A 25,760-nucleotide genomic window follows, 5' to 3' on the forward strand; every position below is an offset into this window, starting at 1 on the left:
GCTCCCAGCGAGGGTGATCGGTCAGTCGTCCACCGAGGCGAGCACCCGATAGATGCGCCACGTCGGCTGGTCCTCGCCGGCGTTGGGGACCTCGAGCGCGAGTGACGCTATGTCGGCGCCGGTCTCGTACAGCGTCGGATAGCGGAGATTGAGTGCGTCAGATTCTCCACGCCCGGTGTTCGGAACCGAGAGCAGATACTGCACGTTGCCGGCAGCGGGGTCGTTCAAGATGGTGGTGAAGTCCAGATCGGACGGGACGACGAAAGTCTTGGGCTTCGACGACGCGACCACGACGGCAAATCCGTACACGGTGTCGGTCAAAACCGATCCCTCGGGTAGGTCGAGACCGTCGAGGTATTCGGCGATCTCGCGTTCGGTCGAGAAGGTCGCCGCGATCCGGTGTTCGGTCGCCTTGAGGGCGGTGACATTGTCCGGTTCCGGTGCCAGCACCGCCCCGAGGGCGTATTCCTGCGGAGCGTAGTGCGGTTTGCTCATACCCCACGCCGAACTCGGCACGGTGACGGCGAGCAACAGAGCAGCGGCCACGAGCGCAGGCCACTTCGGGGCGCGACTGATGCGGTGCCGGGGTGCCGGATGCCGCGATGGCGAGAGTGACTGGTCGGGAGCGTATTTCCCGCGGCGCTTGGTGATCGTGCACGCACGGGCCGGCAGGAGCAGGACGGCCACCGTTGCGGCCATCGGTACGGCAAGGATGTAGAAGCGCAGGAAACCGAAGGTCGAGCCGCTGGCGTAGCTGTAGGCCTGAAAGGCGAGCACCGCGCCGAAGATCAGTACCGGGACAGCCAGTGGGATCCAGTCGCGGCGCCACCATCCCGCGACCGCCGCGATCAGCACCAGCGGGATCAAGGTCGGCGCCAGTAGCACGGTCGAGACGAAGGAGAATTCGAGGCCGGGGAGGAACTGATCGGGGGTGTCGGCCCCCGACTGCCGCATGATCGAGGAGTTTCCGTACTGGGAGCTGAACTGGGCGAACGCCTGTCCCGTGATGAGCCAGCTGGTGGCAGCCCACCCGAGGAACGCGAAGAACCCGGGAAGGGCGACTAATCCACCGTCGAGCAGGGCCCGGCGCCAGCGCAGATGCTTGGCGCTGCGGAATGCGGTGATCGACGCCACGAGTATCGCGGCCGTCGCGATGGCGGCGACCGCGTCGTATCGGGTCAGGTAGCCAAGTCCCAGAGCGACTCCCGCCGCAGCGAGATGGTGTACGTCGTCATCGGTTGCCCAGGCGATCAGTCGGCGAACGGCCCAGCATGTGAAGAACACGAAAGGGGCTTCACTCATCCCATTGGAACCATAGAAAACGATCATCGGATTGAAGGCGAACAGCGCCGTGATCACCAGGGTGAACGATCGGGGCAGTCCGCGGTCTGCACCGATACCGAGTACCTGCACCGCTGCGCCCGCCATGAAGAGCGAGGACATGATCACGCCGGAGTACGCGAGTTCGGTCATGGGTTGCCAGAGCTCGCTGAACCCGATCGTCGGTAGTTGGACGAGCGCGGTCAGGGGCGTGAAGATGAAACCGATTGCCGCGACGTGCGGATCGCGACTGAACAGGACTGTCTGCGCTGACGAAACCCGCGACAGCGAGTCGCCGATGATGAAGCCGTGGTGGACGCACAGGTAGTATCCGACGGCCAGATACACCGCGGCCGCGATGACGTAGACGAGCGTGCTGAGGCGTCTGCTAAGCATTGCCGCCCTCCGCGCCGCCCGGCGCGTCGTCGCCGGGGTTGACATCGGTCTTGACCGATAGGCCGTGGAACGTCTTCTCCCAGTAGGACGGATTCCGGATCAGCTGGTAGCACCCCTTCGCCGAGGCGATGCTCATCATCACCCAGTAGATGGGAACGGTCAGCGCCGGGACGAGCAGGTCTGGGCGATCGTCTTCCCGAATGGCGATGAGATTCATGTAGATGGTGGCGCCGTTACCGAAGATCAGCGAGACGAGCGCCGGGAAGTAGATGTACCAGGGGAAGACCTCTCCGATGAATGCCGGCTGGCCGAGGAACCACATCACCGTGATCAGCCAGAAGATCAGGTTGAGGCAGGCGATGACGGGAGTGCCGGCCAACAACAACGTGAATCGGACGAAGCTGACGGTGCCGATGGCCTTCCACAGGGTGACAGGACGTCGCACGTGGACCAGCCACGTCTGCAGATATCCCTTGTACCAGCGTGATCGCTGCCGAATCCAGTTGATGGGGTCGCTGTTGGCCTCCTCCAAGGTCACCGAATCGATCACCGCTGTGCGGTAGCCGGTCTCAGCGATACGGACACCGAGGTCGGCGTCTTCGGTGACGTTGAACGGATCCCAGGCACCGATCTCTCGCAGCACAGAACGTCGTAGGTGGTTGGAGGTGCCACCGAGCGGGATGGGCGCCCGACTACGCATCAAACCGGGCAGCAGATAGCCGAACCACAATCCGTAGTCGTTGGTGAACCAACCGGTCAGCAGGTTCTGCCTGCCGTTGTGGAACGCGAGTTTTGCCTGAACACACGCGATGGAATCGTCGCCGTCGGCGAAAGCGAGTACCGCTCGGCGCAATTGCAGGGGGTCCGGCAGATCTTCCGCGTCATAGATGGTGACGATCTCGCCGGTGGCGAGGTGCAGGCCGTAGTTGCAGGCCTTCGGTTTGGTGCGGGGTTCGGCAGGAGGCACCAGCACGATGGTGATCATGTCGACGCCCTTGCACGCTTCCGCCGCGTTGATCGTCACGTCGTCGTCGGCTTCGAGGAGCAGTAGCACCTGCATCTTCTCCGTCGGGTACTCGATCGCCGCCATCGCCCCGATGAGGTCGGCCACCACCTCAGGTTCGTTGTAGGCAGGTACCAGCACCGTGTACAAGGGGAGGTCGGAGTCCGGAATCGCCCGTGCACGTTCGTCACTGATCGAGATCGGGCCGGACGCCAGCCCGCGGCGGAAGATCAGGAGCCGATCGCCCAGCGATCCGACATAGAACAGCGTGCAGATGCCGATCAGCGTGGTCGCGGTGGCCACAGGTTGCCAGACGGCGAAGCCCACGACGAGGACACAGAGGCCGATCAGCACCGCTTTCTGCCATCCCACCACCGCAGTGGACGCGGAGCGGAGTGGGTCCACGGCCCGCAGGCCCTCGATCGCGTCGTAGAGGGCGGTGGTCTTGAACTCGTCGGACTCGGGATCCATGCCGTCGGTGCTCATCCCGTTGGAGAGCGGCGTGAACGGCTCCCGGGGACCGACGGGCCCTGTCACGATGCCGCCCTGACAGGTTCGAGTTGGGCATCGACCAGCTCCCGGCCGAGGACCGTGAGCAGCCCGGCGTCCTTGAAGTTCGGATTGTTGTCGTCCACGACGGAGTTGCCGCGGATGAGAACGGTGAACAGGGTGTTGAGGTTGGAGATCAGCGAATCCTGGGGCACCGGGAAAGGTGCATCGGCGTCATGGTTGTCCACCGTCAGAAGCGTGATCCGCTGCGCGGCATTCCTGTTGCGCCACGTCCAGGTCAGTTTGGTCCACGTCACCAGCAGCGTGTCGTCGACGACGGTGAACAGCTCCCCGGTCACATCGTTACCGAGATCGATCTTCCGTCCGTTGCTCGTCCGGGTCGCTGTCATGTCATAGATGACGTTGTCGGGGTAAACGGAAAAGGTCACCGGACGAATTGTCGTTACGCTGTCGACGATCACGGTGCGGGGTCGGGAAAGCTTGTCCCAGGCGGGATTTCCCTCTTCGGCGAGCATGCGTTGCCGGATCAGGGTCGATGTGCGCCCGAAGAACCGTTTGACGAAGTCGAACTCCGTGACGGAGGTCGTCTGCCACCCAGCAGGGGTGATGAGAGGTGTACCGAACTCTAGCGCGTTGTCGCGGAGCACGGGCGGCGCGGTCGATCGGGGCAGACTGATCAGCGACAGGGCGACCGCGAACGCGGTCACCATCGAGACGGCCAGCAAGATGGTTTTGGCCGAGAGGGGGTTGATCGGGCGGTCCATGGGGGTCTTCGCTGTTCCGCGTCTCGAATACAGATACATGGTCTCGGCGACGAGGGCGGTCGCGAGCAGCGGTGGAATCTGGGTGTAGGCCATGACCGGAGCCGTCGGGAAGAAGACGTACATCACGAGCAGGATGCTCATGCCAACGACCACTGTGCTCGCTGCGCCGATCAGTCCGCGCCTGCGTGTTCGGCCCACTGCCAGGGCGGTTGCGCCTGCGGCCAGGACGACCATGACCCCGCCGGCCGCATAGCGGGTACCGCCGAGCGTGATGATCGTGATCCGAAACACCAACGGGAAGACGGCGAGCAGGAGGAGCCACACCAGCGCGAATCGGGACACCGGCCGCAGTCCGAACAGCACCACCGCGGCGCTGACGACGAACACCCACATCGCGAGCAGGTCGAGGCGGATGAGGTGGTACTCGTCGGCGTAGCGTCCGACCAGTACCCCCTTGATCAAGAGGGCGAGCACCAAACCCATGAACCCGATGATGAAGTCGGTTTGCCGATCGTGGATGGGCAGCTCTCCCGATCGCCGTCTCGCGATTCCCTGCGCTGCCAACAGAGCGAGCCAGGGGATGGCCAGGATGTAGCCGACGAGGCTTCCAGAGTACGACTCTTCCAGCAGACTCTGGAACGACGTCCAGAACGCCACCAGGGTCAGGACCGCGATCAGCGCCCAGCGAAAGATGATCCGATAGACCGGGTGCAGGGTCGAGAAGAGCGGAAATTCACCAGCCGCCACCGCAGATCAGCTGCCTGGTTCGCGGCGCCGGCTGCGCAGGATGAGGATTCCGACGCCGAGCGCGATGGCCACGAGCACCCCGACCCCGATCCAGCGGATCAATTGGCGATTGCCGTCGTCTTCCGATGTGGACTGTTGCGAGGCGGTGGTATCGGTGATCATCGCAATCGGGTCCCGGTCGGCGACCGCGATCAGCGCGTTGCCGTTCAACGTGACCCAGCGTTCCTCGTCGGCATCGAGCCAACGGAGCAATGAGTCCAGTTGTCCGGCAGCGCCGGTCGACGTGGCCACCAGGACGGTCCGGTCGCCGTCGAAGACGGTCTGCAGCGATCCGAAGGTCACGGCGGGATCGAGCGTGAGAGTGGTCTTCTCGCCGGAGCTGTCGACGCCTTCGACGTCGATCGGGCCCTCTGCGGTGGTACTCACGGGCAGGTCGATGCCTGGCTCGTTCCAGGCGTCGGCCGAGATCAGGATCGCCGGGTTGCTCGACGATACTGCCTCTTCGAGAGGCACCACTGTGGTCGTGATCGGAACAGAGCTCAGTCGCTGTAGGCCGGTGACGATGCTTGTTGCGCGAGCGGTGTCGGCCAGTGATCCCACGGTCATGCCGACCTGGACCGATGGCATCAATGCCTGCGGAATCGATTGGAAGCCCGGGGGAACAGGCGGGTCCGCAGGAGTGCTCTGCACGGGGCTGTCCCCGTCGATGGTGAGTGTGATGGGGGAGCTCTGGCCACATCCACCGGTGTCACCGGCCGCGTCCACCGCGACGTTGAGGTCGGTGAAGCGCTGCAGCAGTCGGTCGGGAATGTCGACCCACTTGTCGATTGTCCCGCCTGCTTCCGCGGGCCAGCGCGACACGACCTGATCGCCGACGGAAACGACCACCTGCCCACCGTAATTCGGCGGCAGCGGGGTGTACGAACCTTTGAGGTTGACCCGGATGTCCCCGGCCGGCCGACCGAGACGTGTCTGATCGATGCCGATCGACACCTGAGGATCGGTCAAAGCCGTTGCACTGACTCCCGGTTCGCCCAGGTCTCGCAACGTGGTGGAATCGGGAGGCAGTTGTGGGCTGATGCGCAGCGGTCCGGCGACCGCCCTCGAACTGACTGCCAGCCGGGAGATGTCGCTGGTCAACAGCAGGGTCTGGTTGCTCAACTCGGCCGCAGGCCCGCTGATCACCAACGCGGGGACGCCGGGACTCTCGAGCAGTGTGACGCCACTGGCCGGTTGTTCGATGATCGTGATCTGACGCTCGAACGGTGCAGAGGGAACCGTGGGAACGTTCTGTCCGGCAGGCAGGGCCTGCACCACCACGTCGACAGGTTGAGCCCCGTAGTACGCGGCGACCGCCGACGACAGTGCGACCGCGGCGTTCGATTCACTCTGGCTCGGCGTTGCCGGTACCGAGACCGTGAGTTTGTCCAGGACCGGCGGCAAGAACTCCGCCACGGAGGTCGGCGCCGTCTCGGTTCCTGAGAAAGCCACCGATGCGTCGAGCAGGCGCAATGGATCTGCCTTGTCGAACACGCAGATCCCGCTGGCAGGCACCAAAAAGGACTGCAATGTGATGGCGACCGAGTTGTCGACGATGGTCGCCCCGCGTAAGGGGATCGTGATGGCTGCCCGTTCGGCCGTCGGGATGCCGACGCGGGAGAGGGTGCGGTCCTGCTGGACGGCCGAGATGCTGCCGCTTTGCAGGTTGGGCGGCAACTCGACGGTCGCTCGCAGCTCCGACGGGGTCAGTCCCGGAGGTACGGGAATGGTGACCGTCGCGGTGCCCTGCTGCCCATAGAAGGACAGGGTGCTGGCGCCGCCGAGTGCGGGTAACCCCAAAGTCGGTGATTGCGAAACTGATCCGCCGTCGCCAGGTGCTGCTGTCGCCGGTGGGATGAGGAATGCCGGAATCACCACAATTGCCGCTGTGGTGATCGCTGTGAATATGCGGAGGGACCGCTGATATGCCGGATTCATTACGGTCATACTAAGCAGCAAAGCAGTTCTTCACGCACTCGGAGCGCGCTTTGCTTGCTCCGGCTACCGAATTGATGCCGAAATGACGGGCTCAGCCGCACATTAGGTCGGTGTCACAAATTGTGTGGAGATGCATATCCGGTGACACTGGCCTCGCTGGCGGGTTCCCATCCGACCAGCGGGCGGGGAGATTCGATAACCGAGTAACTGGTGGCGTCCCCTTCGAGGGATGCCGACCGTCGACCATCGACTCCGACTGGAACGTCTCCGGCCAGTGTCACGCGATTGACCCGGCGGAATTGATTCCCGAAGTCGGCAACGCCGTAGTGCTGGGTCGACCGATTGTCCCAGATGGCCACGTCACCGTCATTCCAATTCCACCGGAACGTATTGTCAGGTCGCTCGATCCGGGCCTGCAACAAACGCAACAGGTCCGCGGTTTCCGACGTCTTGAAACCCGAGAAGGACTGCACGAAATGTCCGAGGGTCAAGGCGCGCTCCCCGGTTTCCGGGTGGACCCGGACCACGGGGTGTTCGGTACGGAACACCGTCTTGGAGAATTCTGCACGATAGGCGGCGTCGGAACTGTCGCCGACCGTCAGGTGCTCGGCGTAGTCGTAGTCGTTGGAGTGAACGGCGCGCAGCTGGTCGGCCAGCGCCCGCAACGGCAGGGGCAGCGCGGCATACGCTGACACCGTGGACGCCCACATCGTGGCGCCGCCGTAGCTCGGGCGAACAGTGGGCCGAAGCACCGAGATCTTGGGGATACGGTCGACGAATGTCACGTCGGTGTGCCACGAGTTCGCCGCACCTTCGAGCGGGAGCAGGTCTTCTCCTCGCGAGAGCACGGTCGGATGGGCTTTGGTCGGAGTGCCGAGCAGAGCCGCGAACGCGTACTGCGCGTCGTCATCGAGGTGCTGCTGACCGGTGAAGATGACCGCCTTGTGGGTGGCGATCACCGAGCGGATGGCCTCCACCGTGGCGGCATCCAGATCAGCGGAGAGGCGCACGCCGTCGACGCGGGCCCCGAGGTGTTCACCGAGCTTGGTCACCGTCAACAGGTCTGTAGGACGCGAGAGCGAAACCGAGGCGGCGGCGGGCGATTCGACAAGAGCGGTCATGACTCCAGTGTGCTTCTGACAGCCGGTCCTCGACACCTTATACTCACGCTGATCGGAAGTAGATCGCGCGGATTCGAACTACCCCTCGGTGATGAATCCCTGCGCGACCATCCAGTCCCTCGCCACGATCGCGGGGTCGCGGCCGTCGACGTCGACCTGCTTGTTGAGTTCGGTGATGACCTCGTTGGTGAGCGCTGCGGTCACCGGTGCGGTGACCGGTGCGATCTCGGGGTGGGCCTCGAAGAAGCTCGCCTTCATCGTGACCGACGGATTGTAGTGCGGGAAGAACTGTTTGTCGTCGGCGATGACGGTGAGTCCGAGTCCTGCGATTCTGCCGTCGGTGGTGAACACTTCGCCGAACTTGCACTGATTTCCGGTCGAGGTCGCCTGATAAATGATTCCCACCTGCAGAATCGGGGTCTGTGCCTGAGCCGGATCAAATCCGTATGCGGCTGCCATCCCCGGAAATCCATCTTGCCGGGCCCGGAATTCGGTGTCGACACACGTGGCCGCCGCAGCCGGGTTGGTTTTGACGAGTTCGGCGTACTCGGAAAGATTTGTCACGCCGGTTTCGTCGATGACTTTTTTGCTGGCGGCCAGCGCATAGGTGTCGTCCATGGGACCTGGTTCCAGCCAGACCATGTCATTTTTCGCCAGATCTTCGTCGCGTACGGCCTCGAATTGTTCGCGGGTGTCGGCGATTGGTTTTTCATGCCCGAGATAATTGATCCAGGCGTTTCCGGTGAATTCGTAGGCGACGTCGACCTGCCCTGCGATCTGCGCGTCGCGGGTACTGCGTGATCCCACGATCCCGGTCATGTCCCTGACATCGGCGCCCGCGGCGACGAGGGTGAACTCGAGGATGTATCCGAGGATCACCTGTTCGGTGTACTCCTTGGATCCCACGGTGATCTTGACTCCCTTGAGGCCTTCGTTCTCCGTGATCGACCCGGGACCGACCTTCAACGGGACTGCGCCACCGGAGGACAGACCGCAGGCGGAGAGGAACACCGCGCAGATGAGTGCGACGACGATCGGGATCGACCGGCGACGTGGCCGACGGTGCGTCATCCGCGCACTCCCTTCGGACCCAGGTAGTACTCGGCCAGTGCGCCGACCCAGTCCACCAGCAGTGCCAGGCACACGGCGAGCACACTGCCGAGGATCAGGGTGACGTTGTCGCGCAGTTTGTATCCGGTGTCGATGAGAACACCGAGACCGCCCGCATTGACGAGGAAACACAGGGTGGCGGTACCGACCGCCAGTACGAGCGAGGTACGCAAACCGGCCAAGATGTACGGCACGGCGAGCGGGAGTTCGACCCGGAACAGAATGGACGACGGCGACATACCCTGGCCCTGACCCGCGTCGATCAACGACTTGTCGACCTGATCGATGCCCAGGATGGTGCTGCTGAACACGGGAAGCAGCGAGTACACCGCGATGGGGAGGACGCCGATCCAGAAGCCGGTCTCGCCGGTCCAGAGAAAGAGCAGCACGAGCAGACCGACGGCGGGCGCCGCCTGCCCGATGTTCGCCGCGCCGATGAACGGTGGACGCAGGAAACGGGCGCGGCCACGGGTGACCAGAATCCCCGCGGGAACCCCTACGAGTACCACGATCGCTGTCACCGTGATGGTGATCAGAAGGTGCTGCCAGACCAGTGTGCTCACGTTGCCGACACTGACATTGATCTTTTGGGTCGCCGTCAAGTCCTGACTGAAGGCCCAGAAGATGACGGCTCCTGCGGCGATGACCACCAGGATGGGCTGAATGATCAGACGGAGCTTGTCCGCCGTGCTGATCGAGGGGGTCGGGGCCTCGACTGCGGTGGTCATGGCTCGACGTCCGTGGAGTCGACGCCGGCCGGGGCGTTCGGCGTATGACGCAGGTGGGTGATGGTGGTGATCAGGGTCTCGAGGGTCACCACACCCTGATAGCGGTTGCCCGCACCGGCGACGACGGCCGATGCGTGATCCTCGGCGAGCATCGCTTCGAGCGCATCCTGCAAAGTGGCCTGGATGCTGATCAATTCGTTGAGCGGTTCGGCCACATCGTCGACGATGTTCGCCTGGCGTAGCCGACCTTCGCGCACCCAGCTCACCGGGCGCTCACGGTGGTCCAGGATGACAGCCCAATCATGTTCTGCAGCGGCGAGTTCTGCGCGCAGCGCGTCCACGCTGTCGCCCAGATGGGCGGTCGGCCGGGACTCGAGGTCGATGTCCTTGACCCTGACGAGTCCGAGCTGGCGAAGGGAGGCGCCGGTCCCGACGAACCCGGCGACCGTGTCATCGGCGGGGTTGGCGAGGATCGCAGCCGGGGTGTCGTACTGCAGGATCTTTGACTGCTGACCCAGCACTGCGATGCGGTCGCCCAGTTTGACGGCCTCACTGAAGTCGTGGGTGACGAACACGATCGTCTTGCCCAGTTCGCTTTGCAGTCGCAGTAATTCGTCCTGCAGTGAACTGCGGGTGATCGGGTCGACGGCGCCGAAGGGCTCGTCCATGAGCAGGACAGGCGGGTCCGCGGCCAGTGCGCGGGCGACCCCCACACGCTGCTGCTGGCCTCCGGACAATTGCCGTGGGTATCGTCCCGCGTACTGGGCGGGATCGAGTCCGACGAGGTCGAGGAGTTCGTCGACGCGGTCGGCGATGCGTTTTTTGTCCCACTTGAGCAATCCCGGCACCAAGCCGATGTTCTGGCGGATCGTCATGTGCGGGAAGAGGCCGGCCTGCTGGATCGAGTAGCCGATCGAACGACGTAGCTCGGTGGGCTTGATGGACAGCGCGTCTTTGTCGCCGATCGTTATCTTGCCCGACGTCGGTTCGCTCAGACGGTTGATCATCCGCATGGTTGTGGTCTTGCCACAGCCAGAGGGACCCACGAATACGACAACGTCACCGGCGGGAATCTGGAGTGAGACATCGTCCACAGCCGGGCTCTTCGCGCCGGGGTACGTCTTCGACACGTGGTCCAGCGTGATCTGCACGCCGGTCGGGTTTTCCGTGCGCAGACTCTTGGAAACTGCGGCTGACTGTTCTGTCACCGGATGCCTTTCGACGTTGTGAGCCGTCCGAGAAGTACGTAGAGAGCGTCGAGAACAAGGGCGAGGATCACGATGAGCAGGGTGCCGCTCAGGGCCATGGGTACCGCGGTCGGACTACCGACCCGAGCCAAGCCGGCAAAGATCAGGTTGCCCAGTCCAGGACCTTTGACGTATGCAGCGATCGCCAGCACGCCCATTGCCATCTGGGTGCTGAGCCGCATCCCGGCGAGAATGGCGGGCCAGACCAGCGGGAGCTCGACCCGCACCAGCGTGATCGCCCTCCCCATGCCGATGCCGCGGGCTGCGTCGATGAGCGCCGGTTCGATGTTGTTCATGCCCACGATGGTGTTGCGGATGATCGGCAGCAGCGAGTACAGCACCAGGGCCGTGACGCTTGGGATCACTCCGAGTCCCACCAGCGGGATGAGCAGTCCCAGCAGCGCGAACGACGGAATGGTCAGGACGGCACTGGAAATCGACGTGGCCAGGTTGGAGGCGATGGCATTGCTGTAGGTGAGCAGGCCGATCGCCACCCCGATGACGGTGGCGATGATGACGCTCTGGATGACCGCACTGACATGCTGATACGAGTCGAAAACCAACTGGGATTGATGCGACGTGATGTAGTCCCACAACGCGTTCAAGCGATGGCCCCGCTTCCCTCGTCCTGCGACCCCCACGGGCGCCACGCCGCTTTGTCGACGTACCGAACAGTCGTATCGACCAAATAAACCACGATCAAACACCGGTGTGGTCAGGAAACGGCTGACTTGTCAGGGCGCGGACGGACAGATCGATGCGTCCGCACCTGTTGAGGGGAGCGCAGACGAGAGTGGCGGGGACTTAAAATCACCACGAGTGAAAATACGGATGGTGGCCTCTCCGCAGAGCGGAAGCGCCACCGTCGGTTCGTCGCTTCGTCGCTTCGTCGGTCAGATCTTGGTGTAGGCCTCGGTCAGCACCGACCGCAAGATCTGCTCGATCTCGTCGAACTCGGCCTGGCCGCAGATCAGCGGAGGAGCGAGCTGGACGACGGGGTCGCCGCGGTCGTCGGCGCGGCAGTAGAGTCCGGCCTCGAACAGGGCCGTGGAGAGGAATCCGCGCAGGACCCGCTCGGACTCGTCGGGGGAGAAGGTCTCTTTGGTGGCCTTGTCCTTCACCAGTTCGATTCCGTAGAAATACCCTTCGCCGCGCACGTCACCGACGATCGGCAGATCGTTCAGTCGCTCCAGGGTGGCCCGGAAGTCCGGTGCGAGTTCCTTGACCCGGTTCGTCAGTCCTTCGCGTTCGAAGATGTCGAGGTTGGCCAGTGCCACCGCTGCCGACACCGGGTGCCCGCCGAAGGTGTACCCATGGGCGAAGGAGGTCGTGTTGTCATTGAACGGCTCGAACAGGCGGTCAGATGCGATCATCGCGCCGATTGGTGAGTAGCCCGATGTCATGCCCTTGGCGCAGGTGATGATGTCAGGAATGTAGTCGAAGTCGTCGCACGCGAACATCGAGCCGATCCGGCCGAACGCACAGATGACCTCATCCGAGACCAGCAGGACGTTGTACTGGTCGCAGATCTCCCGTACCCGCTCGAAGTAGCCGGGCGGCGGCGGAAAGCACCCGCCGGCGTTCTGGACCGGCTCGAGGAAGACGGCAGCGACCGTGTCGGGACCTTCGAATTCGATGGCCTCGGCGATCCGGTCCGCAGCCCAGCGTCCATAGGCCTTGGGGTCGTCGGCGTATTCGGTGGCGCGGTAGATGTTGGTGTTCGGCACGCGGAAGGCGCCCGGCGTCAGCGGCTCGAACGCCTCTTTCAGCGCAGGGATGCCGGTGATGGCGAGGGCGCCCTGGGGAGTGCCGTGATAGGCGATGGACCGCGAGATCACCTTGTGCTTGCCGGGCTTGCCCGTGAGCTTGAAGTACTGCTTGGCGAGCTTCCAGGCACTCTCGACCGCTTCGCCACCGCCGGTGGTGAAGAAGACCCGGTTGAGGTCGCCGGGTGCGTAGGCCGCGAGTCGTTCGGCGAGTTCGATGGCGGGTGGGGTGGCGTAGGACCACAGGGGAAAGAAGGCAAGCTCTTTCGCTTGTTTGGCGGCGGCCTCGGCGAGTTCCTCGCGCCCGTGTCCGGCCTGCACGACGAAGAGCCCCGACAGTCCATCGAGATAGCTGCGACCGCGGTCGTCGAAGATCCTGGCGCCTTCACCGCGGGTGATGACCGGCGGCGTGGTCTGGTCCCCGTGCCGCGAGAAATGTCCCCACAGGTGACGCGTCGCGCGTGCGCCGAGGCTGGTGGTCTCGGATTCGAGAGCGGTCATCGGGTTCCCCAATTGTATTGTTGTTTGACCAATTTCAGATAGACCAGGGTTTCGGTTCCGGTCACTCCGGGCTGCGATCGAACCTTCTTGTTCAGCACCTCGAGCAGATGCTCGTCGTTCTCGCAGACCACCTCGATGACCACGTCGAAGGAGCCGGCCGTGAGCACCACGTAGTCGATCTCGTCCACTTGTGCCAGGGCCTCGGCCAATTCGCCGGTGTCGCCGGTGCAGCGGATCCCGATCATCGCCTGGCGGGCAAAGCCCACCTGCATCGGATCGGTCACCGCGACGATCTGCATGACGCCGGCATCGCTGAGGCGTTGGACCCGGTTGCGCACCGCCGCTTCCGACAGGCCCACGGCCTTGCCCACCGAGGCATAGGAGCGTCGGCCGTCGGCCTGCAGCTCCTCGATGATCTGCTTCGAGATGTCGTCCAGGACTATCGGTTGCTGATCGGTCATGGCCCCGATTCTTGTCGATGCGCAGTCGGGTTCGATCGTTGCACTGCCATCGTTACGGATTCCGCAGTTTTGTGCAACACAAACCGACGTATTCAGTCGTTTGTCGGCGTTTTCAGTCGCGATATGCGTGGTCGCTGCGTACTCTGGCTGTGAGCTCCGGACGATCACACACTGTCCGCTCGACCCCCCCGCCCGCTGGACAAGGCCCACGAGGACACATCATGAGCAACAACTCGACATTTGCCGCCGGTTGGGTAGGCGGTGGCGAACTCATCGGCACCGGGCCCGACCATCAGGTCATCAACCCGGCCACCGGCGACGTCGTCTCGACCACGGCGCTCGCGAGCGCGGACGACGTCGATACCGCGGTGACCACGGCCCGCTCCGCGTTGGGCGATTGGGCAGGCGCGACGCCGGCCGAGCGGAGCGCGGTGCTCGCGAAACTCGCGGCGGGGATGTCCGCCGCCGAGGACCTGCTCGCCGAGGAAGAGGTGAGTCACACCGGGAAGCCGATCCGGCTGGCGAACGAGTTCGATGTGCCGGGATGCATCGACAACACCGCGTTCTTCGCGGGCCTGGCGCGCAATCTCGACGGTAAGGCGAGCGCTGAGTACTCCGGCGACCACACATCCTCGATCAGGCGTGAGCCGGTGGGGGTCGTCGGGTCGATCACGCCCTGGAACTATCCGCTGCAGATGGCGGTGTGGAAGGTCATGCCGGCGTTGGCCGCGGGCTGCAGCGTGGTGCTCAAACCCGCCGAACTGACACCGTTCACGACGCTCACTCTGGCGCGACTGGCCACCGAAGCCGGTCTGCCGGACGGAGTGTTCAACGTGCTGACCGGTACCGGCGCGGAGGTCGGCGCCGCGATCGCGGGGCACCCGGGCGTCGACGTCGTGACGTTCACCGGATCGACGTGGGTCGGGCGGCAGGTGATGTCCCAGGCCGCCGTCAACGGAACTCGCGTTCAGCTCGAACTGGGAGGCAAGGCGCCGTTCCTGGTGTTCGACGATGCCGATCTGGAAGCGGCGATCCACGGCGCGGTGGCCGGCGCACTGATCAACTCCGGTCAGGACTGCACGGCGGCGACAAGAGCGATCGTGGCCAGGCCGCTGTACGACGACTTCGTCGCCGGTGTCGGTGAGTTGATGGGCAAGGTTGTTGTCGGAGATCCCCTCGACCCGGCCACCGACATGGGCCCGCTCATCTCGTTCTCGCACCGCGACAAGGTGTCGGCGATGGTCGACCGTGCGCGCGCAGAGGGTATCCGGGTGGTGACCGGAGGTTCGGCGCCTGATGCCCGGGGAGCGTACTACCCGCCCACTCTGCTGGCCGACGTGCCCGAGGACGCCGAGGTGTACCGCGACGAGATCTTCGGTCCGGTGCTCACCGTCAGCGCTTTCGATGATGACGACGACGGCCTGCGGCGGGCGAACGACACCGTCTATGGTCTGGCTGCCTCGGCTTGGACCCGGGATCTGTATCGGGCGCAGCGGGCGAGCCGGGAGATCCACGCCGGTTGCGTGTGGATCAACGATCACATCCCGATCATCAGCGAGATGCCGCACGGCGGTGTCGGCGCCTCAGGTTTCGGCAAGGACATGTCCACCTACTCGCTCGACGAATACCTCACCATCAAACACGTGATGAGTGACATCACAGGAGTTGCTCACAAGCCATGGCACCGAACAATTTTCACGCTGCCCCGTTGAACGGCACCGCTGCATGGGCGGAGACGCCCACAGCCCGCGGTATGGCGATGGTCGCGAGCGCCACGCCCGCACCGTACTGGCTCGACCGGCCGGAGCGTCCCGCGCCCAGACCACGGCTGGTGGGACAGGCGAGTGCCGACCTCGTCGTCGTCGGCGGCGGTTTCACCGGTTTGTGGACGGCGGTGCAGGCGGCCGAAGCGAATCCGGAACGTTCGGTGATGTTGCTGGAGGGGGACCGCATCGCCGAAGGTGCCTCTGGCAGGAACGGTGGGTTCTGTTCTGCGAGTCTGACTCACGGACTGTCGAACGGCATCGACCGGTACGCCGACGAACTCCCCGAATTGCTCCGGATGGGTGCTGCCACCCTCGAGGAGATCCAGTCGGCGATCAACCGACTCGGAATCGCCGCGGACGTCGAGCACACCGGGGAACTCGATCTGGCGAGCTTCGACTGGCAGGTGCCCGGCCTCGAAGAGGCTGCCGCGGACGGCAAGCGCTTCGATCAGCCGCTCCGATTCATGGACGCGGCCGAGGTCGCCGAGCATCTTACGAGCCCCATGGCCCACGGCGCCGTGTACGACCCCGACGTGATGATGATCGACCCGGCGAAGCTCGCCTGGGGTCTCGCCGCGGCAGCCGAACGACTCGGGGTACGGGTCCACGAGCACAGCGAGGTGACGGCGATCGCGTCCGCCGGCGACCGGGTTCACCTGACAACCGGTTACGGCAGCGTCGATACCGCAAAGGTGGTTCTCGCGACCGCGGCGTCCAAACCCCTGCGCCGGAAACTCCGGTACCTGATGGTCCCTGTTTGGGACTACGCGCTCATGACCGAGCCACTGACCGAGGAGCAGCTGGCCTCCGTCGGCTGGTCAGGGCGACAGGGCCTCGCCGACTCCGGCAATCGCTTCCACTACTTCCGTCTGACCGCCGACAATCGCATCTTGTTCGGCGGGTGGGATGCCGTCTACCACTACGGCGGGGACACCGATCCGCGCCGGGCGCAGCGTCCGAGTGAATTCGGGTTGCTCGCGGAACACCTGCTGCAGGTGTTCCCGCAACTCGAGGGGATCAAAGCCTCGCACACGTGGGGCGGGATCATCGACACCTGCTCGCGGTTCAACAACTTCTGGGACGTGAGCATGGGCGGGAAGGTGGTGTCGGTGCTGGGATTCACCGGCCTCGGCGTCGGCGCGTCTCACTTCGGCGCCCGCACGGCGCTTGATCTCGTCGACGGCCTCGACACCGAGCGCACCCGGCTGAAGATGGTCCGGTCCAAACCGATTCCGTTCCCGCCCGAGCCACTGACGTGGTTCGGCATCACCGTCACCCGCCACCAATTCGCCCGAGCAGACCGCAACAGGGGCAAGCGCGGCCTGTGGCTCAAGGCGATGGATGCCGCGGGCATCGGTTTCGACTCCTGACACCCCCGATCGTGGTGGGTTCTGGCGACCATTTCCGCAGGTCACGTTCGCCAGAATCCACCACGATCGGGTAGCTGGGTCAGGGTGTGAAGCCCTTGGGCACCACGATGATCGGGGCATCGGTGTTCTTGAGGATGCGCGCAGAGGTGGAACCGAGAAATGCTCGGCGTGGGGGAGCGAGCCGGCCTGACCCGATCACCACGACATCTCCCGGCCCCCAGCGCAGCTCCTCGAGTGCTTCCTCGAGGGTGTTGCCGTCGGCGACCAGCGATTCGATACCCGATGTCCCACCGCAGCTCTGCGCGGCGACGGCGAGATTGGCCTCGGCTGCGGCGATATGACGACTCCTGACCTCGGCGGATTCCTCGTCGTCGCCGGAGAGATCATCATGCGAGACCAGCGACAGCAGACGCAGATTGAGCTTGCCCTCGCCGGCGAGGGCAAGCGCGAACGGAAGGGGCGTGTCCTTCGACTCGGCGGTCGGTACCGCGACGGTCAACGTGGTGATGGTCGGGATGTCGACGCGGCTGTAGCCACGGGGCGCCAACGCGACCGGGACGGGCGAGGCATGGGTGAGCGCCGAGGAGATGGTGCCCAGCGTGTGCTTGCCGAGGATGCCGTCACTGGTGCCGCCCACCACGATCATGGCCGCTTTGCCGGCCACTGCGAAGTCGATCAGACACTGCGGGAACGAGTCGGCGACCGGCGTGTGCAGCGCGACCTCGATGCCGTCCGGGATGTCGGCGGCGACCTCGTCGAGCCACTGCTTGGCCTTGTTCACCAACGCGGCCTCGTATCCGGCCCGACCCGGAGACCCGTCGGGCTCGACTGCCCGCACGACGCACACGAGGTCGAGTGCGGCGCCCGTGGCCCGGGCGATGGCGATGGCCAGGTTGACCCCGTCGTCCCCGGTGTCGGTGTAGAGGTAGCCCACTGTCAGCCTCATGAGTCGGTACTCGCTTTCGTTGCAGGCGTGCGGGTTCGGCGTAGATCCAGTGTGTCAGTAGACATCAGGGACCTTGACCTCTGTGTCGGCGTTGAGGGTCTTGCCCTTCCAGAAGTCCTTGGGACCAAATGCGAAGCACAGCAACATCAGCGGGATGCCGAGAACGAGCATGCCGACACCCATGATGAACACGCCGCCGACACCGGCGATCGAGGTGGAACCGTAATCGGTCGCGTACATGTCGATGGCGCTCTGGAAGAACGCCCAGGTCATCGCCAGTGCCCCGATCAGCGGGAAGATCCCGCGGAAGAACAGGTTGCGGGCCGAGGTGAACAACGTCTTGCGGAAGTACCAGACGCAGGCGTACGCGGTGATGCCGTAGTAGAACGCCACGGCCAGCCCGAGAGAGGAGATGGAGTCGCCGAGGGTGTCTTCGCTGACCAGCGAGAGAACGAGGTAGAACATCAGCGCCGATGCGCCCATGACGGCGGTGCCGAACGCCGGGGTCATGTACCGCGGGTGGACCTTGGCGAACCGCTTCGGGATGGCTCCGTACACCGCCATCGACAGGGTGCCTCGTGCGGTCGGCAGAATCGTCGATTGCGTCGACGAGAGCGCCGAGACCGAGACCGTCAGCAACAGCAGCGAGGCCATGATCGAACCGGCCACGGGGTCGCCGAGGATGGTCAGGACATCGTTGGTGTTGTCCGGATTGTTCAGACCGATGCCTGTCTCGCCGAACCCTGCGAACGACTGGATGGCGTAGGCGACGAGTACGTAGGTGCACACCAGGATGACCGTTGTGATGACGGCGGCACGGCCGGGAGTCTTGGCGGAATCCTTTGTTTCTTCACCGACCGCCAGACAGGCGTCCCAGCCCCAGTAGATGAAGATGCAGAGGATCACGGCCTCGGCGATCGACGATGCGGTGAGTCCGCTCGGCCAGATCCAGCTCAGACTCGGTGTGATGGCCTGCGGGCCTGCCTTGTCGAATCCGACCTTGAACAGTGCGATCAGGCTGGCGACGATCAGCACACCGAACTGCACGACGATCAGTACGTTCTGCATGCGCTCGCTGATGAGGATGCCGCGGATGCTGACCCAGGTCATCATCACGATCAAGATGCAACCGAGCCCGACCTTGACCCACAGGTTCTCGGCCCAGGAATCGAGACCCAGGAAGCGCAAGAGGTAGACACCGGCGATCTCGGCCACGTTGGCGAGCACGATGATGGCGGATACGGCGAGTCCCCAGCCGCCGATCCAGCCGATCCACGGCCCGAACGCCTTGGTGCTCCACGTGAACGTGGTACCGCAGTCAGGGGTGTCTTCGCCGAGTTCGCGATAGGCGAAGGCGATGAGGAGCATCGGGATGAACGCGAGGATGAACATCGCCGGCGCCTTTTCGTGCACGGCGGCAACGACGAATCCCAAGGTCGCGGCGAGGCTGTAGGCGGGGGCAACGGCCGAGAGGCCGATGACGACGTTGCCGACGAGGCCGAGAGAGCCTGAGCGCAGACCTTTGTCGGGAACTTCAAAAACTGGCGGATCCGAAATGGCCATGGGTGTCTCCGGACGGTGAGGGGATCGAACTAGCTCACCGTACGTTTTCGCCAGTGTAGGCGCTCAATAACGACGGATTTGTTTCCAATTCAGTAACACAACGACTGAATCAGTCGTGGACACGCCGCTGTGCGCCGTGGTCGGCCGGCGGCTGTCCTACGCGTCATCGAACTGTTGAGATCGCGCAAACACAAGAATCGCACCGCCGGGACGACGCTGCCCGGCGATTCCCGGACTCGCGGCGAGATGTCACCAACTGTTCCATGATCGAGAGCTCCGCTCCGCTTTCCGGATGCCTTCGAAAAGCGGAGCGAAGCTCTGACAGCGGGGTCACTGCCCAGTGGTGTGCGTGCCTACTCGGCCGGCGCTGCTGCGGCGGCGGCAGCCACGGCCTTCTGTCGGCGCGCGACGACGAAGCCGGCTCCCGCACCGGCGGCGGCGAGCGCACCCACCGCGACCTTGCTGCCGGTGAAGCGGTGACCGAGGGCCGCGTCCACGGAGTACTTGCCCGGCCCGGTCAGGGCCAGCGCGGCGGATGCGAGTCCGAGCATTGCGGGGTACTCGTAACCACCCGAGGTGGCGAAGAATCCGGCGGGCTTGTGGACCGATGCGGCACCCACCATGGCGCCGAGTGCGCCTGCGGCGGCGAACGGAGTGCCGGCGCCCGCGACCAGAAGTGCGCCGCCGGCCTCACTGATGCCGGCGATGGCTGCGGACGGCTTGGCGGGCTTGAAGCCCATGCCGTCGAAGGCGCCTGCGGTGGCGTCGAGGCCGTGGCCGCCGAACCAGCCGAAGAGTTTCTGGGTGCCGTGAGCGAACAGGGTTCCGCCGACTCCCACGCGAAGTGCGAGAAGTCCGATGTCGAGGGTGGAGCGGCTACGTGTGTTGGTCATCTGGTGTGTTCTCCTAACGAGTCGAGGTAAACAGTACTCCGGTCCGTTTAGAGATGCACTTTGGCCTTCCGCTCGGCGATAGAGGATCATGCTCTGTTGTGAATCCTTCGCAGAATTCAGTCAGTGCACTCGACCCTGATGACATCGGCTCTCGTATCGATCCGGTGCTCGCCCGGAGTTGGCTGCTCGTCAACGGCCTGCAATACGACCGTTTCCAGGGTGCTGCGAATTCGCGTGCAGACATCGTCGTCCTCGACATCGAAGACGCGGTGGCACCCAAGGACAAGCTCGTCGCCCGCGACAACGTCGTCCGCTGGATCGCTGCGGGAAACCGTGACTGGGTGCGTGTCAACGGCTTCGGGACGCAGTGGTGGGCCGACGATCTGGCCGCGTTGGGCCAGGTCAAGCCCGGTGGTGTGATGCTGGCGATGGTCGAATCGGTCGATCACGTCACCGAGACCGCCAAGCGACTGCCCGGGGTGCCGATCGTGGCCCTCGTCGAAACTGCGCGCGGCCTCGAGCGGATCAGCGAGATCGCCTCCGCGAAGGGTACTTTCCGGCTGGCCTTCGGTATCGGCGACTTCCGCAGGGACACCGGCTTCGGTGACCAGCCGGCGACGCTCGCCTACGCGCGCTCGCGGTTCACGATCGCCGCCAAGGCGGCGCACCTGCCCAGCGCGATCGACGGTCCGACGGTGGGCTCGTCCGCGCTCAAGCTGAGCGAGGCCACCGCCGTGAGTGCCGAGTTCGGGATGACGGGCAAGATCTGCCTCACCCCTGACCAGTGTGCGGCCGTGAACGAGGGTCTGTCTCCCTCGCACGAAGAGATCGCCTGGGCGCTGGAGTTCTTTGCCGAGTACGAACGTGACGGCGGCCAGATCCGCAACGGGTCCGATCTGCCGAGGATCGCTCGCGGCACCAAGATCCTCGACCTCGCCCGCGCCTACGGCATCGAGTTCAACGAAGAATACGACGATCCGGACCACATGCCCGCGCCGTCGGACACCTACCACTACTGAAGCCTCTATCGTCTCCGGTCGCGAACTGCGCCGCGCCCGCTGATCTGCTCCGGTTTCACCGGACCTGCTCCACTTCCAGAGCCCCAGAAGTGGAGCATCTGTCTACAACTGGAGCAGGTTGTGGGTGGGCCGGCGTCGACCCCACACCCATCGGGGGCGAGTGCTCAACCCGCTTCGCAGGACACGCCGCCATAGGGGAGCGGGTTCACCACCAGCACCCGGTTCGCGCCGTCGACGAGCCAGGCCGCGCCCCGGTTGTCCAGAGAGGTCGAATGGACTGTCGCGGCAGCCGGCCCGCGCAGGAGTCCGCACCGCTCGACTCCGTACACCGGGGACCGTCCTGTCAGGAACTCCTCGGGGTCGGGGCCCGGCCACGGAATCGTTGCAGCCGGGTCCTTTGCGGCCTCGAGTTCGAAGACGGTGACCTCGTCGGGGACAAGGTCTTCGGCTGGTCGACCGTCTGTGAGACCCCGCGCGGTGTCGACGAGGTCGGCGAGTCGGGCGCGTACCGCCTTCTCATCGGCGCTGAGCCCTTCGGTGAAGCGCGAGCCGTAGGCGTAGACGCTCAGGGTCGCGGGAGCGGTGTCGGCGTGCAGGGTGAACGTGGTGTTGCCCTGGTCGGTGACCTGCGGATCACCGGCGTCGGTCGAGCGGGAGATGAGCCCGCCCGCTTCTGTCGCGGCGGCGAACCTGGCCACCTCGGCGGGTTCGACCTGCGACACGGAGTAACTGCCGGGGAGGTCGTAGTTCTCGGGCGGGTTCCGCAGCAGGATGCGACCGTCACCATAGATCGCGATTGCCGGCGATTGGAGAGAGAACATGATGGTGGGGCTGTACCCCGGTCCAGAGCTCACCGCGAACACGATCTGATCGGCGGGAAGTGGAGCGGGTTCGGCGGTCGGTGCGCCAGGCGAGCTCGTGCTGCATCCGGTCAGAACGGCCGCGAGCACCAGCCCGCACGCCGCGTAGATGTTGCCGGTACCCATGTGCCAGAGGCTAGCGCGGATCGGACCCGCGGTGGGTCACCGGACCCCAGAGCGCACAATGGCCGTCGCCCGGTGAGGGTGACGGCCATTGTGCTCGATCCGAGGGGTACTGCTCAGCGCGCAAACATCAACGCGCGCTTGACTTCTTGGATCGCCTGCGTGACCTGGATCCCACGGGGGCAGGCGTCGGTGCAGTTGAAGGTGGTGCGGCAGCGCCAGACACCGTCGACATCGTTGAGGATGTCGAGCCGTTCTGCGGCACCCTCGTCACGGCTGTCGAAGATGAAACGGTGGGCGTTCACGATCGCGGCCGGACCGAAGTAACTACCTTCGTTCCAGTACACCGGGCAGCTGGTGGTGCAGCATGCGCAGAGGATGCACTTGGTCGTGTCGTCGAAACGTGCACGGTCGGTCTGGCTCTGGATCCGCTCACGGGTCGGCTCGTTGCCGCTGGTCATCAGGAACGGCTTGACGGCGCGGTAGGCGTCGAAGAACGGCTCCATGTTGACGACGAGATCCTTTTCCACCGGCAGACCCTTGATCGGTTCGATGGTGATGGTGATCTCTTTGGACTTGTCCTTGGGAAGGAGGTCCTTCATCAGCAGCTTGCAGGCGAGCCGGTTGACGCCGTTGATACGCATGGCATCTGAGCCGCAGACGCCGTGTGCGCACGAGCGACGGAAGGTCAGCGTGCCGTCGAGGTAGCCCTTGACATACGACAGGAGGTTCAGCAGTCGGTCTGTCTGTAGCGCCGGCACGCGGAAACTCTCGAAGCCCTGTGCATCAGGATCTTCCGGGTTGAACCGGCTGATCTTGAGCGTGACCATGGTCGCCTCGTCAGGGACCGGAGGCAAGGGTGGGTCGTCGTGCCGGGCGTCGGCGATATCAGTGGTGGCAGTCATCAGTACTTCCGTTCCATCGGCTCGTAGCGCGTCTGGACCACTGGCTTGTAGTCCAATTCGATGTCGGACAGAAGGTGCTCGCCCTTCTTGTAGGCCATCGTGTGCCGCATGTAGTTGGTGTCGTCGCGGTCCGGGTAGTCCTCGCGAGCGTGTCCGCCACGCGATTCCTTGCGGTTGAGTGCGCCGACGACGGTGACCTCGGCCATCTCGAGCAGGAAGCCCAGCTCGATGGCCTCCAGGAGGTCGCTGTTGAAGCGTTTGCCCTTGTCGTGCACCCGGATGGAGCTGTACCGCTCCTTGAATCCGTGGATGTCGGTCAGGGCCTGCTTGAGAGTTTCCTCGGTGCGGAACACCGAGGCGTTCGCGTCCATCGACGCCTGTAGCTCGGTCCGGATGTCGGCAACCCGCTCGTGTCCGTGCTCGGACAGGACCAGCTCGAGCCATTCGTCGACCATCTTGGTTGGCGTCTCCGGGAGCTCGGTGAACTCGTTGGCCAACGCGTACTCGGCGGCGGCGATACCTGCCCGGCGACCGAACACGTTGATGTCGAGCAGCGAGTTGGTGCCGAGACGGTTGGCACCGTGCACCGACACACACGCGCACTCTCCCGCGGCGTACAACCCGTGGACGACCTCGTCGTTGTTGGCCAGGACCTCACCGTTGATCTTGGTGGGGATACCGCCCATGACGTAGTGACAGGTCGGGAACACCGGGACGTACTCGGTCACCGGGTCGACGCCGAGGTAGGTCCGCGCGAACTCGGTGATGTCGGGGAGCTTCTCGTTGAGGACTTCCTCACCGAGGTGGGTCACATCGATGTACACGTAGTCCTTGTTCGGACCCGCGCCGCGGCCCTCGAGCACCTCGAGCACCATGGACCGGGCGACGATGTCGCGGGGCGCGAGGTCCTTGATGGTCGGGGCGTAGCGCTCCATGAACCGTTCGCCGTCCGCGTTGCGAAGGATTCCGCCTTCACCGCGCACAGCCTCGGATATCAGGATCCCGAGGCCGGCCAGGCCTGTCGGGTGGAACTGGTGGAACTCCATGTCCTCGAGGGGGAGGCCCTTGCGGAACACGATTCCCATGCCGTCACCGGTGAGGGTGTGGGCGTTGGAGGTGGTCTTGTACATGCGTCCGGAGCCGCCGGTCGCGAACACGATCGACTTGGCGTGGAAGACGTGGATCTCGCCGGTGGCCAACTCGTACGCGACCACGCCGGTGGCGACCTTCTCGCCTTCGGAGTTCTCGGTCAGGCAGATGTCGAGTGCATAGAACTCGTTGAAGAACTCGACGTCGTGCTTGACGCAGTTCTGGTACAGCGTCTGCAGGATCATGTGGCCGGTGCGGTCTGCGGCGTAGCAGGCGCGACGGACCGGGCTCTTGCCGTGGTCCCGGGTGTGACCACCGAAACGACGTTGATCGATCTTGCCCTCGGGGGTGCGGTTGAAGGGCAACCCCATCTTCTCGAGGTCGAGCACGGCGTCGATGGCCTCTTTGGCCATGATCTCCACGGCGTCCTGGTCGGCGAGGTAGTCGCCGCCCTTGACGGTGTCGAAGGTGTGCCACTCCCAGTTGTCTTCTTCGACGTTCGCGAGTGCGGCACACATGCCACCCTGCGCCGCACCGGTGTGGCTACGGGTGGGGTAGAGCTTGGTCAGCACCGCGGTACGGGTCCGGGGTCCGGCCTCGATGGCCGCTCGCATCCCGGCGCCGCCTGCGCCGATGATCACCACGTCGTAACGATGTTCCTGCATGGGTTCTTGCTCCGTTTCCAGGGCCTGGTTAGACGCTGTTGATGTCGAAGGTGAGCAGGGCGTAGGTGCCGGTGAGCAGCACCAGGATCATCGACAGTGCCAGCAGAACGTTCAGCCAAAAACGGGTCGAGTCCTTGCGGGAGTAGTCGGCGATCACGGTGCGCACACCGTTGCCGCCGTGCAGCTGGGCGAGCCACAGCATGGAGATGTCCCAGACCTGCCAGAACGGGTCTTTCCACCGTGCCGCCACAAAGGACGCGTCGATGCGGTGCACACCGTCGTCCCAGGCCAGCATGATGAACATGTGGCCGATGGTCAGGATGATCAGGGCCAGGCCCGAGAAGCGCATGAAGAGCCAGGCGTTCTTCTCGAAGTTCCCGCCCTTGGGACGTCGCGGGGACCGGGGGTTGTCGAGGCTTGCCGGACGGTCGTGGTCGGTGCCCACGACCTTCGCGAGGATGGGGCTGTTCGGAGTGGTCATCTGCGGCGCCTCCTAAAGGTGTTCCACGATAAGTTGCAGCAGGCGTATCGCTGCCGCGCCGAAGAGGATCGCGAACAGGGTCAGGATGATCCACAACATCTGACGCTGGTACTTGGCACCCTTCGACCAGAAGTCGACGAGGATGATCCGGACGCCGTTCAGTGCGTGGTACAGAACACACGCGACCAGGCCGATCTCCATCAGACCGATGATCGGGTTCTTGTACGTCTCGATGATCTCCGAGTACTTGTCCGGATCGATCCGGATCACGGCCGTGTCGAGCACGTGTACAAAGAGGAAGAAGAAAATCGAGACACCGGTGATCCGGTGCAGTACCCAGGACCACATGCCTGGGTCACCCCGATACAGGGAACGTTTGCGCACCGGCGCGGGCGCGGTCTCTGTAGGAATGCTCATCGAGAAATTGGC

The 25,760-nt window shown here is 64.4% G+C and carries 22 protein-coding genes; 3 read left to right on the plus strand and 19 right to left on the minus strand.

Features of this window, described 5'->3' with window-relative positions; genetic code table 11:
- Window positions 1–21 precede the first annotated feature (21 nt).
- The 11 genes from DFR67_RS20165 to DFR67_RS20215 form a co-directional block, all read right to left on the minus strand.
- Complete coding sequence (locus DFR67_RS20165; RefSeq protein WP_110471389.1) at window positions 22–1,716, minus strand: ArnT family glycosyltransferase; 1,695 nt, start codon at window positions 1,714–1,716, stop codon at window positions 22–24.
- Window positions 1,709–3,205: a glycosyltransferase gene (locus tag DFR67_RS20170; RefSeq protein ID WP_110471388.1), complete on the minus strand. Its 1,497-nt coding sequence runs from the start codon at window positions 3,203–3,205 to the stop codon at window positions 1,709–1,711. Before DFR67_RS20170 ends, DFR67_RS20165 begins: the two co-directional genes overlap by 8 nt.
- A gap of 47 nt (window positions 3,206–3,252) precedes the next feature.
- Complete coding sequence (locus DFR67_RS20175; protein WP_110471286.1) at window positions 3,253–4,740, minus strand: hypothetical protein; 1,488 nt, start codon at window positions 4,738–4,740, stop codon at window positions 3,253–3,255.
- Window positions 4,741–4,746: 6 nt separating this feature from the next.
- On the minus strand, window positions 4,747–6,717 hold the full coding sequence (locus DFR67_RS20180; protein WP_110471287.1) for a cellulose biosynthesis cyclic di-GMP-binding regulatory protein BcsB: 1,971 nt from the start codon (window positions 6,715–6,717) through the stop codon (window positions 4,747–4,749).
- A gap of 113 nt (window positions 6,718–6,830) precedes the next feature.
- Window positions 6,831–7,838 carry a TauD/TfdA dioxygenase family protein gene (locus DFR67_RS20185; RefSeq protein WP_110471288.1) on the minus strand — a complete coding sequence of 336 codons (1,008 nt, stop codon included), beginning with the start codon at window positions 7,836–7,838 and terminating at the stop codon, window positions 6,831–6,833.
- Window positions 7,839–7,916: 78 nt separating this feature from the next.
- A complete protein-coding gene (locus DFR67_RS20190) occupies window positions 7,917–8,909 on the minus strand; it encodes a glycine betaine ABC transporter substrate-binding protein (protein ID WP_110471289.1) in 993 nt (330 codons plus the stop codon).
- On the minus strand, window positions 8,906–9,676 hold the full coding sequence (locus DFR67_RS20195) for an ABC transporter permease (RefSeq protein WP_110471290.1): 771 nt from the start codon (window positions 9,674–9,676) through the stop codon (window positions 8,906–8,908). Before DFR67_RS20195 ends, DFR67_RS20190 begins: the two co-directional genes overlap by 4 nt.
- Window positions 9,673–10,884, minus strand: a complete 1,212-nt coding sequence (locus DFR67_RS20200) for an ABC transporter ATP-binding protein (protein WP_281268353.1) — start codon at window positions 10,882–10,884, stop codon at window positions 9,673–9,675. The genes DFR67_RS20195 and DFR67_RS20200 overlap by 4 nt, the downstream gene beginning before the upstream one ends.
- Window positions 10,881–11,528, minus strand: coding sequence for an ABC transporter permease (locus DFR67_RS20205; RefSeq protein WP_110471391.1), 648 nt, complete (start codon window positions 11,526–11,528; stop codon window positions 10,881–10,883). Before DFR67_RS20205 ends, DFR67_RS20200 begins: the two co-directional genes overlap by 4 nt.
- Window positions 11,529–11,816: 288 nt before the next feature.
- Window positions 11,817–13,190 carry an aspartate aminotransferase family protein gene (locus tag DFR67_RS20210; protein WP_110471291.1) on the minus strand — a complete coding sequence of 458 codons (1,374 nt, stop codon included), beginning with the start codon at window positions 13,188–13,190 and terminating at the stop codon, window positions 11,817–11,819.
- Window positions 13,187–13,651 (minus strand): Lrp/AsnC family transcriptional regulator, encoded by a 465-nt coding sequence (locus DFR67_RS20215; protein WP_110471292.1) that lies wholly within the window; start codon window positions 13,649–13,651, stop codon window positions 13,187–13,189. Before DFR67_RS20215 ends, DFR67_RS20210 begins: the two co-directional genes overlap by 4 nt.
- Before the next feature lie 221 nt (window positions 13,652–13,872).
- Between DFR67_RS20215 and DFR67_RS20220 the strand changes: the two genes are divergently transcribed.
- Entirely contained in the window at window positions 13,873–15,363 is a 1,491-nt protein-coding gene (locus tag DFR67_RS20220) for a gamma-aminobutyraldehyde dehydrogenase (protein WP_110471293.1), read from the plus strand.
- Complete coding sequence (locus tag DFR67_RS20225; RefSeq protein ID WP_110471294.1) at window positions 15,330–16,787, plus strand: NAD(P)/FAD-dependent oxidoreductase; 1,458 nt, start codon at window positions 15,330–15,332, stop codon at window positions 16,785–16,787. The genes DFR67_RS20220 and DFR67_RS20225 overlap by 34 nt, the downstream gene beginning before the upstream one ends.
- 79 nt (window positions 16,788–16,866) lie before the next feature.
- On the opposite strand, the gene DFR67_RS20230 is transcribed toward DFR67_RS20225, so the two are convergent.
- The 3 genes from DFR67_RS20230 to DFR67_RS20240 form a co-directional block, all read right to left on the minus strand.
- Complete coding sequence (locus DFR67_RS20230) at window positions 16,867–17,733, minus strand: universal stress protein (RefSeq protein ID WP_110471295.1); 867 nt, start codon at window positions 17,731–17,733, stop codon at window positions 16,867–16,869.
- 54 nt (window positions 17,734–17,787) lie between these two features.
- Window positions 17,788–19,296, minus strand: a complete 1,509-nt coding sequence (locus DFR67_RS20235; RefSeq protein WP_110471296.1) for an APC family permease — start codon at window positions 19,294–19,296, stop codon at window positions 17,788–17,790.
- A 353-nt stretch (window positions 19,297–19,649) separates the two neighbouring features.
- Entirely contained in the window at window positions 19,650–20,189 is a 540-nt protein-coding gene (locus DFR67_RS20240) for a DoxX family protein (RefSeq protein ID WP_110471297.1), read from the minus strand.
- Window positions 20,190–20,287: 98 nt separating this feature from the next.
- Between DFR67_RS20240 and DFR67_RS20245 the strand changes: the two genes are divergently transcribed.
- Window positions 20,288–21,208 (plus strand): HpcH/HpaI aldolase/citrate lyase family protein, encoded by a 921-nt coding sequence (locus tag DFR67_RS20245; RefSeq protein ID WP_110471298.1) that lies wholly within the window; start codon window positions 20,288–20,290, stop codon window positions 21,206–21,208.
- 164 nt (window positions 21,209–21,372) lie between these two features.
- Here the strand turns inward: DFR67_RS20245 and DFR67_RS20255 are convergent, their stop codons facing one another.
- The 5 genes from DFR67_RS20255 to sdhC all read right to left on the minus strand — a co-directional run bounded on the left by DFR67_RS20255 (window position 21,373) and on the right by sdhC (window position 25,748).
- Window positions 21,373–22,194 (minus strand): hypothetical protein, encoded by an 822-nt coding sequence (locus DFR67_RS20255; protein WP_110471300.1) that lies wholly within the window; start codon window positions 22,192–22,194, stop codon window positions 21,373–21,375.
- A gap of 113 nt (window positions 22,195–22,307) precedes the next feature.
- Complete coding sequence (locus tag DFR67_RS20260; RefSeq protein WP_110471301.1) at window positions 22,308–23,096, minus strand: succinate dehydrogenase iron-sulfur subunit; 789 nt, start codon at window positions 23,094–23,096, stop codon at window positions 22,308–22,310.
- The gene (sdhA, locus tag DFR67_RS20265) at window positions 23,096–24,850 is read right to left on the minus strand and encodes a succinate dehydrogenase flavoprotein subunit (protein ID WP_110471302.1); all 1,755 of its coding nucleotides are present in this window, start codon (window positions 24,848–24,850) and stop codon (window positions 23,096–23,098) included. Before sdhA ends, DFR67_RS20260 begins: the two co-directional genes overlap by 1 nt.
- Window positions 24,851–24,878: 28 nt before the next feature.
- Window positions 24,879–25,331, minus strand: coding sequence for a succinate dehydrogenase hydrophobic membrane anchor subunit (locus DFR67_RS20270; RefSeq protein ID WP_110471303.1), 453 nt, complete (start codon window positions 25,329–25,331; stop codon window positions 24,879–24,881).
- Between the two features lie 12 nt (window positions 25,332–25,343).
- Window positions 25,344–25,748: a succinate dehydrogenase, cytochrome b556 subunit gene (gene sdhC, locus DFR67_RS20275; RefSeq protein WP_110471392.1), complete on the minus strand. Its 405-nt coding sequence runs from the start codon at window positions 25,746–25,748 to the stop codon at window positions 25,344–25,346.
- Window positions 25,749–25,760: the final 12 nt, after the last annotated feature.

The sequence above is a fragment of the Williamsia limnetica genome, from assembly GCF_003217475.1.
Taxonomy (GTDB): Bacteria; Actinomycetota; Actinomycetes; order Mycobacteriales; family Mycobacteriaceae; genus Williamsia; species Williamsia limnetica.

What these genes read in the sequence shown, in the direction of transcription:
- DFR67_RS20240 (WP_110471297.1), bottom strand. Translation starts at nt 20,189, where the DNA reads ATGACCAACACACGTAGCCGCTCCACCCTCGACATCGGACTTCTCGCA.
- DFR67_RS20260 (WP_110471301.1), bottom strand. Translation starts at nt 23,096, where the DNA reads ATGACTGCCACCACTGATATCGCCGACGCCCGGCACGACGACCCACCC.
- DFR67_RS20230 (WP_110471295.1), bottom strand. Translation starts at nt 17,733, where the DNA reads ATGAGGCTGACAGTGGGCTACCTCTACACCGACACCGGGGACGACGGG.
- DFR67_RS20225 (WP_110471294.1), top strand. Translation starts at nt 15,330, where the DNA reads ATGGCACCGAACAATTTTCACGCTGCCCCGTTGAACGGCACCGCTGCA.
- sdhA (WP_110471302.1), bottom strand. Translation starts at nt 24,850, where the DNA reads ATGCAGGAACATCGTTACGACGTGGTGATCATCGGCGCAGGCGGCGCC.
- DFR67_RS20235 (WP_110471296.1), bottom strand. Translation starts at nt 19,296, where the DNA reads ATGGCCATTTCGGATCCGCCAGTTTTTGAAGTTCCCGACAAAGGTCTG.
- DFR67_RS20255 (WP_110471300.1), bottom strand. Translation starts at nt 22,194, where the DNA reads ATGGGTACCGGCAACATCTACGCGGCGTGCGGGCTGGTGCTCGCGGCC.
- DFR67_RS20165 (WP_110471389.1), bottom strand. Translation starts at nt 1,716, where the DNA reads ATGCTTAGCAGACGCCTCAGCACGCTCGTCTACGTCATCGCGGCCGCG.
- DFR67_RS20220 (WP_110471293.1), top strand. Translation starts at nt 13,873, where the DNA reads ATGAGCAACAACTCGACATTTGCCGCCGGTTGGGTAGGCGGTGGCGAA.
- DFR67_RS20180 (WP_110471287.1), bottom strand. Translation starts at nt 6,717, where the DNA reads ATGAATCCGGCATATCAGCGGTCCCTCCGCATATTCACAGCGATCACC.
- DFR67_RS20195 (WP_110471290.1), bottom strand. Translation starts at nt 9,676, where the DNA reads ATGACCACCGCAGTCGAGGCCCCGACCCCCTCGATCAGCACGGCGGAC.
- DFR67_RS20185 (WP_110471288.1), bottom strand. Translation starts at nt 7,838, where the DNA reads ATGACCGCTCTTGTCGAATCGCCCGCCGCCGCCTCGGTTTCGCTCTCG.
- DFR67_RS20270 (WP_110471303.1), bottom strand. Translation starts at nt 25,331, where the DNA reads ATGACCACTCCGAACAGCCCCATCCTCGCGAAGGTCGTGGGCACCGAC.
- DFR67_RS20215 (WP_110471292.1), bottom strand. Translation starts at nt 13,651, where the DNA reads ATGACCGATCAGCAACCGATAGTCCTGGACGACATCTCGAAGCAGATC.
- DFR67_RS20210 (WP_110471291.1), bottom strand. Translation starts at nt 13,190, where the DNA reads ATGACCGCTCTCGAATCCGAGACCACCAGCCTCGGCGCACGCGCGACG.
- DFR67_RS20190 (WP_110471289.1), bottom strand. Translation starts at nt 8,909, where the DNA reads ATGACGCACCGTCGGCCACGTCGCCGGTCGATCCCGATCGTCGTCGCA.
- DFR67_RS20170 (WP_110471388.1), bottom strand. Translation starts at nt 3,205, where the DNA reads ATGAGCACCGACGGCATGGATCCCGAGTCCGACGAGTTCAAGACCACC.
- sdhC (WP_110471392.1), bottom strand. Translation starts at nt 25,748, where the DNA reads ATGAGCATTCCTACAGAGACCGCGCCCGCGCCGGTGCGCAAACGTTCC.